Source organism: Devosia sp. Leaf64 (assembly GCF_001421945.1).
In the GTDB taxonomy this organism is placed as follows: domain Bacteria; phylum Pseudomonadota; class Alphaproteobacteria; order Rhizobiales; family Devosiaceae; genus Devosia.
Window position 1 is genome coordinate 122,990 of the sequence record NZ_LMLO01000012.1, and the last position, 11,457, is coordinate 134,446.

10 protein-coding genes are annotated in these 11,457 nt (G+C 60.8%); 4 read left to right on the forward strand and 6 right to left on the reverse strand.

The features are described from left to right. Positions 1-2: 2 nt before the first annotated feature. On the reverse strand, positions 3-1,202 hold the full coding sequence (locus ASE94_RS06175) for an efflux RND transporter periplasmic adaptor subunit (protein ID WP_061911905.1): 1,200 nt from the start codon (positions 1,200-1,202) through the stop codon (positions 3-5). A 286-nt stretch (positions 1,203-1,488) separates the two neighbouring features. On the opposite strand from ASE94_RS06175, the gene ASE94_RS06180 reads away from it, so the two are divergent. Both ASE94_RS06180 and ASE94_RS06185 read left to right on the forward strand, forming a co-directional pair. Continuing rightward, entirely contained in the window at positions 1,489-2,157 is a 669-nt protein-coding gene (locus ASE94_RS06180; RefSeq protein WP_061911904.1) for a response regulator transcription factor, read from the forward strand. Further along, a complete protein-coding gene (locus tag ASE94_RS06185) occupies positions 2,154-3,509 on the forward strand; it encodes a HAMP domain-containing sensor histidine kinase (RefSeq protein WP_062629660.1) in 1,356 nt (451 codons plus the stop codon). The genes ASE94_RS06180 and ASE94_RS06185 overlap by 4 nt, the downstream gene beginning before the upstream one ends. On the opposite strand, the gene ASE94_RS06190 is transcribed toward ASE94_RS06185, so the two are convergent. From ASE94_RS06190 to cyoA, 5 genes are read right to left on the reverse strand one after another with little or no spacing between them, the layout of a single operon-like run. Then, entirely contained in the window at positions 3,475-4,200 is a 726-nt protein-coding gene (locus ASE94_RS06190; RefSeq protein WP_062629661.1) for an SURF1 family protein, read from the reverse strand. The genes ASE94_RS06185 and ASE94_RS06190 overlap by 35 nt on opposite strands. Before the next feature lie 5 nt (positions 4,201-4,205). Continuing rightward, complete coding sequence (cyoD, locus tag ASE94_RS06195) at positions 4,206-4,619, reverse strand: cytochrome o ubiquinol oxidase subunit IV (protein WP_200913600.1); 414 nt, start codon at positions 4,617-4,619, stop codon at positions 4,206-4,208. Beyond that, positions 4,616-5,245: a cytochrome o ubiquinol oxidase subunit III gene (gene cyoC / locus ASE94_RS06200; RefSeq protein ID WP_061911901.1), complete on the reverse strand. Its 630-nt coding sequence runs from the start codon at positions 5,243-5,245 to the stop codon at positions 4,616-4,618. Before cyoC ends, cyoD begins: the two co-directional genes overlap by 4 nt. A 1-nt stretch (position 5,246) precedes the next feature. Continuing rightward, positions 5,247-7,244 (reverse strand): cytochrome o ubiquinol oxidase subunit I, encoded by a 1,998-nt coding sequence (gene cyoB, locus ASE94_RS06205; RefSeq protein ID WP_061911900.1) that lies wholly within the window; start codon positions 7,242-7,244, stop codon positions 5,247-5,249. Continuing rightward, on the reverse strand, positions 7,241-8,434 hold the full coding sequence (cyoA, locus tag ASE94_RS06210; RefSeq protein WP_061911899.1) for a ubiquinol oxidase subunit II: 1,194 nt from the start codon (positions 8,432-8,434) through the stop codon (positions 7,241-7,243). Before cyoA ends, cyoB begins: the two co-directional genes overlap by 4 nt. A 200-nt stretch (positions 8,435-8,634) precedes the next feature. Here cyoA and ASE94_RS06215 point away from each other — a divergent pair, with 200 nt between their 5' ends. Both ASE94_RS06215 and ASE94_RS06220 read left to right on the forward strand, forming a co-directional pair. Next, positions 8,635-9,963: an MFS transporter gene (locus ASE94_RS06215; protein WP_062629662.1), complete on the forward strand. Its 1,329-nt coding sequence runs from the start codon at positions 8,635-8,637 to the stop codon at positions 9,961-9,963. A gap of 186 nt (positions 9,964-10,149) precedes the next feature. Then, positions 10,150-11,430, forward strand: coding sequence for a Gfo/Idh/MocA family oxidoreductase (locus ASE94_RS06220; protein WP_061911897.1), 1,281 nt, complete (start codon positions 10,150-10,152; stop codon positions 11,428-11,430). Positions 11,431-11,457 lie beyond the last annotated feature (27 nt).

Consider the following 11,457-nt stretch of genomic DNA (forward strand, 5'->3'; position numbering starts at 1 on the left):
GTCTAGCCCTCGATCTGTTCATAGGCTTCGCCGGCCGAAAGTTCAGTCAACGGGGCGGTGACAATGGTGTCGCCGGCGGTCAGACCTTCAACTTCGACGGTGGCGCCACGGTCCCAGGTTGTGCCGCGAGTGACGGCCTGACGGGCGAGCGTGCCATTGTCGAGTTTGAGGACATAACTGCCCTCGGCATCTTCACGCAGGGCCGCAAGAGGGACGGCAATGGCGTCGGCCTTTTCGGCGACGGTGATCTGGCCGGTGGCGAACATGCCGCCGCGCAGGCGACCATCCTCATTGTCGAGCAGCACATAGATCGGCACGGTGCGGGTGCCGGTCTGGGCGACCGGATTGACACGGGTTACCTGCCCATCGAAGGTTTCGTTATCGAGGCCGGTGGCAGTGACAACCACGTTCTGGCCGGGCGAGACGAGCGCGCTCGAATTGACCGAGGCGGCGGCCTGGAATTCCATCTGCGAGAGATTGACGACAGTGATGACCGGCGTGCCGGCGCTGATCGTCTGACCCGGCTCGACCGAACGTTCGGAGACGATACCGGTGATCGGCGCGGTGACGGTGGCGTTGCTGAGCGCCAGTTCGGCCGTCTGCACGGCGCTTTCGAGTGCGGTCAGGTTGGCTTCGAGCGCAGAAGTGGCGGACCGGGCTTGTTCCAGCGCCGAGGGGCTGGCGAGGCCCTGGCGGGCAAGTTCCTGGGTGCGTTCGAGCTGCTGCTGGGAGGAGACGAGCTGGGCGCGGGTGGCATCGGCCGTGGCGCGCTGCTGAGCGAGCGCGAGGGAGAGATTGGCCTGGTCGATTTCGACCAGCACATCGCCCTCGGCGACACTATCGCCGGGACGCACGGCAACGCTGAGGACGCGGCCGGCAGCCTGGGAGGCAACGACGGACTGCTGGGCGGGAACGAGCGTGCCCGTGACCTTGACGGTCTGGCTTAGGGTTTGTGGGGCAATCGCGGTGACTTCGGAGGTCAGCAATTGGCGCACGACAGGCGCGGCTTCCGCTGTATCGGTTTCAGGCGCCGGTGCGGGCGGGCGGGTCAGGAAAAAGGCGACACCACCGATAATGATCAGGCCAAGGACGACCCAAGGGCCCCAGCGGCGCCTGGGCTTCTTGCCCTCAGCGACCAGGCGGGCATTCTTCTTTTCCCGCTTGCTCTGTGCCCATTCGGGCTTCTCATGGGCTGTGGTCATCGAGGTGTCCTGATATTTGGTCGATCAATGGTCTATCGGCCTGGGGCACTGGCCTGGCGCAAGCTTATACGGAGCCCTTTGGAAGTGGATCATCGCCGCCGGGGCAGCACGGAGTGCATGAAATCACCACTATGACGCCGGACCCGAACGGACCCGACGCGTCTTAAATGCTCGTATCGCCATTCTTTTCCACCAGCCATATTGCCGCAACATTACGGAAAGGCCAAATCTGCGCAATGCAAAGGCAATCATTGCGCGGCATAACCAGCGCCAAGACGAGGTAGCCATGCGTATTCTTCTGGTGGAGGACGAGGTTGATCTGGCCAAGGCTTTGATCAGTGCACTCGAACGCCACGACATTCTTGTAGATCATGTGACAACGCTGGAAATGGCACTCGAAGCCGTCGAAAGCGGCGTGCATTCCATTGCCGTGCTCGATCGGAAATTGCCAGATGGGGATAGCCTCACCATCATTCCGCGCATCCGCAAAATCCAGACCGGCCTGCCAATCATCGTGCTGTCGGCGCTTGGGGCGCCAGAGCAGAGAATAGAAGGGCTCGAGACCGGGGCCGACGATTATCTGGCAAAGCCCTTTGTCGTCGACGAACTGGTGGCGCGCATTCGCGCCTTGATGCGGCGGCCGGCGATGATTGCGGACATGGCCGTGACCGTCGGGCAATTGACGTTCAATCTCGGCGATGGCTCGGCCGTGGCGGCGGGCGAGCCGCTGACGCTGACGCGGCGCGAAGTGCTGGCGCTCGAAGTTTTGGTGAAGCGCGCGGGGCGGACCGTGGCGCGCTCGATCCTCGAAGAGGCCGTCTATGGCTTTGACGACGAGATCGCCTCCAACACGCTCGACGCGCATATTTCGCGGCTGCGGCGCAAGATCGCGCCGGGGCGGGTCGAAATCCACTCGATCCGCGGCATCGGCTATCTCTTGAAAGCCACGGCATGAAGCATGCTCCGCTCTCCCTCAGACGCGTTCTGACCAAGGGCCTGATCGGCATTCAGATCGCTGTTCTGGTCGGCTTCGTCATGCTGGCGGCCGTGCCGATCTTGCTCGCCATGGGCGTGCAGCAAAATCTCGATGAGGATGTCGTGGGCGATATCGCGCGCTCGATCGAGCGCGGGGCCGATGGGGGCTTCGTGCTGGCGCCCAATGGCGACCTTGAAAAGACCATCGCGAACTATCCCGAATTCTGGTTTCTGGTCGTCGATGTCGACGGCAAGATGCTGACGCGGGGTAATGTGCCACCGCCGGCCATGCAGCATCCGGAAACGCTGGTGCATGTTGCATCGGCCAATATCAACGACCTCGGCGATCCGCGCTCGCCCTATGCCATCGTCCGCTCGCGCAATACCGATATCGGGCGGCTCTGGGTGATGACGGGTGGCGGACCGACACTGAGTTTTGGCGTGCTTGGCAAGGCGTTCGGTAATCCGGCGTTTCTGGGGCTCATATTCCTTCTGTCGACCGCGACGGTGCTGACAATCCCGTCGCTGATCCAGCGCTCGCTGCGGGGTACGGAGAAGATCGCGCAGGATGCGGCGCTGATCGATATCGGGCAGAGCGATGTGCGGCTCTCCTATGAGGACGTTCCGACCGAACTCATTCCGCTGGTGCGGGCCTTTAACGAGGCGCTCGATCGGCTCGATAGCGGTATCGCGCGGCAGCGGCGGTTTCTCGCGGATGCGGCGCATGAATTGCGCACGCCGATCGCGATTTTGCAGACGCGGCTCGAGAGCCTGCCCGATGGGCCGCACAAGCGGCAATTGCAGCGGGACTCGGCCCGGCTCGGCGGCATGGCCAATGAATTGCTCGACCTTCACCGCATGGCGCTGTCGCCCGATGGGTTCGAGCCGGTCGATATCGTCGATATCGCGACGCAGGTGACGGCGGATCTGGCGCCGCTCGCGATCGATGCGGGGAGCGAGATCGAGTTCGTGGGGCCCGAAAAGCCGGTGATGGTCAAGGGCGATGCCTCGGCGCTGTCGCGGGCCATCGCCAATCTCGTCCACAATGCCATGTCGCATGGCGGCGCGGCGGTGTCGGTGCGGGTCGAGGTCAATACCGATGGGCGGGTGGTCGTTTCGGACAATGGGCCGGGGATCGACCCGACACAGCGCGAAGAGATCTTCTGGCCGTTTCACCGGCTGTCGCAATCGCCCAATGGCGCGGGGCTGGGCTTGAGCCTGGTGCGCGACATCGTCAAGCGGCATGGCGGCAAGATCACGGTGGCGACGGCACCGCAGGGTGGCGCGCTGTTCGAAATCAGCCTGCCGGTGATCGCCGCCAACGGTCCCTAAAGAGATAGCCGAGCGCGAAAAGGCAGAGGCCGGTGAGGCCGAACCAAGTCACCGCATAGATCAGGTGATTGTTGGAAAAACTGATCACGGTCATCCCGCCGCGCGGATAGACGTCCCCTACCCTATCGGCATCGATGAAGAAGGGCGCGAGGTTTTCGAGCCCTAGCGTTTCGCCGATGGCGGCGACATCGCGGGAGAACCAGCGATTGGCCGCGGGATCGTTGCTGCGGAGAAAGCCGCCCTCTGGCTCGGAGACTCGGAGGAGACCTTTGATGGTCACCGGCGTCTCCGCATCGAGCGCGACATCCATATCCTTGGGCGCAAAGCCGCGATTGATCAGCACCGCACGGCCGTCAGGCAGACGCAGCGGCGTCATGACCCAGAAGCCGGGGCCTTCGGCGGTCACCGCCTGGGTGAGGATGTCGCCAGGGAGCAGGCTGCCATTGACCAGCACGCGCTGATATTCGCTGGCCTCGGGATCGATGGTCGACCAGTCGGTCGTGTTGAGTGCGACAGGTTCGGAATGGGCGCGGGTTTCGACGGCGGCGATCAGCCCGTTTTTCCAGGCGAGGCGTTCGACCTGCCAGATGCCAAGGCCGAAAAACAATACCGCGCAGACGCCGGCGAATGTCGCAAAAGCGATGAGGCCCGGGGAGAAGCGCTTTCCCCCCTGGGCCGGATGGTCGGTCATCGGCGCTAGATCATGTCCGCGGGGTTCATGGTGTGACCCGGCATCATGTTGGTGTTGAGGTGGAACATCACCCAGAGCGAGCCGGAGAGCGCGATGACGATGACGATGATGGTGAAGATCGCCGCCATCATGGTCCAGCCGCCCTCGGACTTGGTGTTCATATGGAGGAAATAGACCATGTGAACGAAGATTTGGGCAACACCAAACGCCATGATGAGGAGCGTTGCGATCGTGCGATCGGCGATGACATCGCCCATCACCAGCCAGAACGGAATAGCCGTGAGGATGACCGACAGCGCGAAGCCGATGAGATAGGTGCGGCGTGTGCCGTGATCGTGCCCGTCCCCATGAGCATGGGGATTGGGGTGGGCATGGGCCATTTCGGAGGCCGTCAATGTGTCCGGGCTTTGAGCGCTCATCGCAGCATCCCCATAAGATAGACAACCGTGAAGACGCCAATCCAGATGACGTCGAGGAAGTGCCAGAACATCGAGAGGCACTGAACGCGGATCTTGTTGGCCGGGATCAGGCCCTTCATGCTGATCTGAGCGACAAGCGTGATCAGCCACAAGATGCCGAAGGTGACGTGGAGGGCGTGCGTGCCGACCAGGACGAAGAAGGCGGAGAGGAAAGCGGAGCGCTGCGGCACCGCGCCTTCCTGGATCATGTGGTAGAATTCATAGAGCGTCAGACCCAGGAACACCGCGCCCAAAAGCCCCGTGATCGAGAGCCAGATCAGCGTGCTCTTCTGCTTGCCCTCGTCCATATCCAGCATGGCAAAGCCATAGGTGATGGAACTCAGAAGCAGGGCCGTCGTGCTGACGGCAACGAGAGGCAGATTGAACAGATGCTCGGGCGACGGACCGGCGGCAAAACTACCACCGAGCACGCCATAGATGGCAAAGAGCGACGCGAAGATGAGGCAATCGCTCATCAGGTAGATCCAGAATCCGATCTGCGTCGAGGCGTGAGCGGGGTGATCGTGCGCCACGATCTCGTAGAATTCTGGCGCGTCGGCAGTCGTCGTGTTGGCGGGTGAACTCATCTTAGCGTGCTCCGCTCAAGAGGCGCGTGCGCTCGTCTTCGACCTCGGCCACAGCCTCGATCGGGATGTAATAATCGCGGTCATAATTGAAGGTATGCATGATGGCCGCGCCGATGATGGCGACAAAGCTCAGGATGACGAGCCACCACATATACCAGATGAGCGCAAAGCCAAGGACGACGCTGAGGCCGGCAAGGATGATGCCCGTGCCGGTATTGCGCGGCATATGGATGTCCATATAGCCCGTGACCGGACGCTGTGCATTGCGCGCTTTCATATCCGCCCAGGCATCGCCATCGTGGATGATCGGGGTAAAGGCGAAGTTGTATTGTGGCGGCGGCGAAGACGTTGCCCATTCGAGGGTGCGGCCGTTCCACGGATCGCCGGTCGTGTCCCATTCCTTGTTCTTGGACATGATCGAGACGGTGAACTGGATGATCATGGCGCCGATGCCGCCGGCGATGACGAGAGCACCGATACCGGCAATGATGAACCAGATCTGGAGCGATGGATCATCGAATGTGCGGAGACGCCGGGTGACACCCATCAGGCCCAGCACATAAAGCGGACCGAAAGCGAGCCAGAAGCCGACATTCCAGAGCCAGAACGAGATCTTGCCCCAGAACTGGTTGAGCTTGTAGCCGAAGGCCTTGGGCCACCAGTAGTTGATGCCGGCAAAGATGCCGAACAGCACGCCGCCGATGATGACGTTGTGGAAGTGCGCCACGAGGAACAGCGAATTGTGCAGCACGAAGTCAGCCGGCGGCACGGCGAGCAGCACGCCGGTCATGCCACCAATGGTAAAGGTGAGCATGAAGGCGATGAGCCACATCATCGGCAGTTCGAACCGGATCCGGCCCTTATACATCGTGAAGAGCCAGTTGAAGATCTTCGCCCCCGTGGGGATCGAGATGATCATCGTCGTGATGCCAAAGAACGAATTGACGCTCGCACCGGACCCCATGGTGAAGAAGTGGTGCAGCCAGACGAGATAGGACAGCACTGTAATAACGACCGTGGCATAGACCATGGACGTGTAACCAAAGAGGCGCTTGCCCGAAAAGGTCGAGGCGACTTCGGAGAAGATGCCGAAGGCAGGCAGGATAAGGATGTAAACTTCCGGATGGCCCCAGATCCAGATGAGGTTGACATACATCATCGGATTGCCGCCGAAATCGGAGGTGAAGAAGTTCGTCCCCACATAGCGATCGAGGGCGAGCAACGTCAGCACGGCGGTCAGGATCGGGAAGGACGCCACGATCAGGACGTTGGTACAGAGCGAAGTCCAGGTGAAGACTGGCATCTTCATCAAGGTCATGCCTGGCGCGCGCATCTTGATGATGGTCGCGATGAGATTGACCCCCGAAAGGGTCGTGCCCACGCCCGCGATCTGCAGCGCCCAGATGTAATAGTCGACGCCCGAGGCCGGTGAATGTTCGATGCCTGACAAAGGCGGGAAGGCCAGCCAACCGGTCTGGGCGAATTCGCCGATGAACAAGCTCGCCATGACCAGCACAGCGCCGCTCGCCGTCATCCAGAACGAGAAATTGTTGAGGAAGGGGAAGCTGACGTCGCGCGCGCCGATCTGCAACGGAACGATATAGTTCATGAAGCCGGTGATCAGCGGCATGGCGACGAAGAAGATCATGATCACGCCGTGGACGGAAAACAGCTGATCATAGTGGTGGGCGTTGAGATAGCCTTCAGAACCATTGAAGGCGATGGCCTGCTGGAGGCGCATCATCAAGGCATCGGCAAAGCCGCGCAGCAGCATGACGAGGCCCAGCACCATATACATGATGCCGACCTTCTTGTGATCGACGCTCGTGAACCACTCTTTCCAGAGGTAGCCCCAGAGCTTGAAATAGGTGATGGCGCCGACGACGGCGAGGCCTGCGATGGCGACCACGATGAAGGTGACGACGACGATCGGTTCGTGCAGCGGCAGCACGTCCCAGGTCAGGCGCCCGAAGATGAAGGACCAGAACTCGTTTGTCATAGCGCGTCAGTCGATGTGTTTTGATTGAAGGCGAGCTTGCCGGCGAGCCAGTCAAGAGCGGGTGCATTGCTTTGGGCAACAGCTTCCGGCCGGGCAATGCCGCGGCCAAGCAGCGGCGCGCTGTTCGGCGCGTGGATGGCCGGGAGCTTTGCGGTCATGGCGATGGCTTCGTCGGTCGAGCAGATCGCCGCGACATAGGTCTTTTGCGGGCCAAAGGGCGAGCGATTGCGTTCGCCGCCGCCATAAAGCGCGGGTGCGAGATTATCGATGCCGGCATGGCCAAGGCCGCCCTGCTCGTCAATCGACATCATCTCGCTCATGCACATCTTATCGAGTTCGACGCACATATTGACGATGGCGGTATAAAGCCCGCTTTCAACGCCGGCAAAATGCATGACCGGCACGTGTTCGCTGGGCTTTTCGACTTCGAGATAGCGCTGGCGGTTGAGCATATCGGGCGAACCCTTGACGTCGCCGACCCAGGTATCGAATTCAGCGTCGCTGACACCCTTGGTGACGAAGTGCATGCCCGAGAAACCATGGCCGCTATAGTGAGCGGCAATGCCCTTGTATTCGCCGGGATTGTTGATGACGCCATGAAGGCGGGTCTGCATGCCGGGCATGGCGTAGATCATGCCGGCCATGGCAGGGATGTAGAACGAGTTCATCACCGTCGACGCGGTCAGCCGGAAGCTGATCGGACGATCGACAGGCACGACGAGTTCGTTGACGGTCGCGATGTCGTACTGGGGATAGATGAACATCCACTTCCAATCGAGCGCGACCACTTCCACTTCAAGCGGCTCGGTATTGGCGGGGACCGGACGATCGGGGCCGAGGCGGCCAAGTTCGCGATAGGGATCGAGCAAATGCGTCGACACCCAAGTGACCGCGCCAAGACAGATGATGATGGCGAGGGGCGCCGACCAGATGACGAGTTCGAGCCGGGTCGAATGGTGCCAATCTGGCTCATATTCGGCTTCAGTGTTGGACGCCCGGTATTTTCGGGCGAAGAGCACCACCAGCACCATGACCGGGATGATGATCAGGAGCATCAGCACCGTAGCGATGATGATCAGATCGCGCTGTTGCACGGCGATATCGCCGGCCGGCGCCATCACCACGGCATTGCAACCGGCAAGGAATGGTGCCAGCAAAGAGACAGACAGGAATTTGGCAAAACGTGACATGGCGGCCCTTGGGAGGAAGACTGCGCTTTCCTTGCGGCCTACTCTCATGGAGCGAACAGCGCCATCGGACATTTTGTCCACTCGTAAGTCGCCGCGCTATAATGCATGAGAAAACGAAATTGCCCATATCCTGGGCGTCCTATTGAGCGAGCCGGAATAGCCCTCAAAGGAAAATCGATTAAAGTCAGGAGCTTAGCGATATGGCCGCTTCTTCTACGCATGTCGGTGAAACATCGGCTGAGCAAGACGCGCGCAACGTCAACGACAGTCATCGACCAGTTGACGCTGGCGAAATCGCCATCGGTGTGATTATTGGTCGCACGTCCGAGTTCTTCGACTTCTTCGTCTATGCCATTGCCTCGGTGCTGGTTTTTCCCTCGGTCATCTTTTCCTTTGCCGATCCGGTGACCGGAACACTGCTTTCTTTCGCGGTTTTTGCGCTCGCATTCGTCGCGCGCCCGTTCGGTACGGTGCTGTTTTCGGCAGTCGACCGAAACTATGGCCGCGGTGTGCGGCTGACCATCGCGCTTATGTTGCTCGGCGTTTCGACGGTGGCCGTGGCGTTCCTCCCAAGCTATGATCAGGTGGGTTGGCTTGCCATTGCCATCCTCATCATCTTCCGCATCGGCCAAGGCCTCGCGCTTGCCGGTGCTTGGGACGGGCTCGCCTCGCTCCTCGCGCTCAATGCGCCGCAGCACAAGCGCGGCTGGTATGCGATGATGCCTCAACTGGGCGCTCCGATCGGGCTGATCGTCGCGAGTGCGCTGTTCGCCTATCTCTCCTCGGCGCTGTCGGCCCAGGATTTCCTCGAATGGGGCTGGCGCTATCCGTTCTTCGTGGCTTTCGCCATCAACGTCGTGGCGCTGTTCTCACGCCTCCGCATCGTTGTTACGCCGGAATATACCAATCTCTTCAAGAGCGGCGAACTGATCCCCTCGACCATTCGCGAAACGCTCGCCAATGACTGGCGCAATGTCGTCATCGGCGCCTTTGCTCCGCTTGCCAGTTTTGCGCTCTTTCACATGGTCACGGTGTTTCCGCTCTCCTATGTGTTCCTCTATACCGAAGATCCGCCGGTCGATTTTCTGCTGATTGAAGTCGGCTCGGCCTGTGTCGGCCTTGTCGCGGTGATCCTTTCGGGTTTCCTCGCCGACCGCTTCGGGCGCCGCTGGCTGCTCGGCGTCTCGGCCGCTTTCATCGGTGTCTATTCCGTGTTTGCCCCGCTGCTGCTGGGCGCCGGACAGATCGGCGAAATCATCTACATGGTCGTGGGCTTTGCCCTTCTCGGCGTTTCGTTTGGCCAATCCTCGGGCGTGGTCGCCTCGAACTTCAGCCGGCTCTATCGCTATACCGGTTCGGCGCTGACTTCGGACATGGCCTGGCTCTTCGGCGCCGGCTTTGCGCCGGTTGTGGCGCTGGCGCTTTCGGCCTCGTTCGGGCTGATTTCCTCGGGTGCCTATCTGCTGTCGGGTGCGGTCTGTACGCTCCTCGCGCTCTACTTCAACCGGCAGTTGGCGCGGACCAACTGAGCGCCAAGCATCTGAATTGTTGGAAAGAATCGAAACGCGCGGCTCCCTTGGGGCCGCGCGTTTCGCCTTTTTTAGGTTGCGCCAAAAGAACAAGTGCACGCCGCCAATCTTGTATGGTACATGTAACCGCGCGGCGAATACCCCTGTTGATCGCGCCGCGGATGAGCCGGCATGCAAGGAGCGGAAATGGCCAAGACTTATGCAATCGTGGGCACGGGCGGACGGGCCAGGATGTTCTACGAGGCCATTCTGGGACCCCACAAGGACAATTCCCGCATGGTCGCACTCTGCGACACCAACCAGACGCGCATGGACTATACCAACCGCGTCTTCGTCGAAGAACTCGGCGGCGAAGCCGTGCCGACCTATAAGGCCGAAGATTTCGAGCGCATGATCGCCGAAACCAAGCCGCAATATGTGATTGTCACTTCGGTCGACCGCACCCACCACAAATACATCATCCGCGCCATGGAGCTCGGCTGCGACGTCATCACCGAAAAGCCGATGACAGTCGACAAGGAAAAGTGCCAGGAGATTCTGGACGCCGTCGAGCGCACCGGACGCAATGTCCGCGTGACCTTCAACTACCGCTATGCCCCGCACAACTCGGCCCTGCGCGAGCTGATCGCCGAAGGCGCCATCGGCACGCCGACCTCGATCCACTTCGAATGGCTGCTCGATACGCGCCACGGCGCCGATTATTTCCGCCGCTGGCACCGCGACAAGCGCAATTCCGGTGGCCTGATGGTCCACAAGTCGACCCACCACTTCGACCTCGTCAATTTCTGGCTCGGTAGCCAGCCCGACACAGTCTTTGCCATGGGCGATCTCAAGTTTTACGGCCGCGCCAATGCCGAAGAACGCGGCGTTTTCACACCCTATACCCGCACGACCGGCGTCGAAGCGGCCAAGGACGACAAGTTTGCCATCGATCTGACCGCGACCCCGACGCAGAAGGCGCTCTATTGGGACGCGGAGAAGGAAGACGGCTACCAGCGCGACCAGAACGTCTTTGGCGACGGCATTTCCATCGAAGACACAATGAATGTCATGGTCCGTTATCGCAACAAGGCGGTGATGACCTATTCGCTCTATGCCTATGCGCCCTGGGAAGGCTTCAACGTCGCCATCAACGGCACCGGTGGACGGCTCGAGCTGATGGTTCGCGAGACATCCTATATCAATGCCGGCTCGACCTCGACGGCAGAGGGCGCGGCCAAGGGCGTCGACCTCTACCACTTCCCGCTCCATGGCGAATCTCGAGTGGTTCACGTACCGGCCGGCGAAGGCGGCCATGGCGGCGGCGACAAGATCATGCTCGAAGAGATCTTCGGCAACGCGACGCCGCGCCCTGGCTATGGCGCCAACCATCGCGATGGTGCGCTCTCGATCCTGACCGGTATTGCGGCCAACCAGTCCTTTGCCACCGGCTTGCCGGTCGATGTGCGGACGCTAGTCAAACTCTGACCAAAAAGCGGATCAAGGCTTGATCGA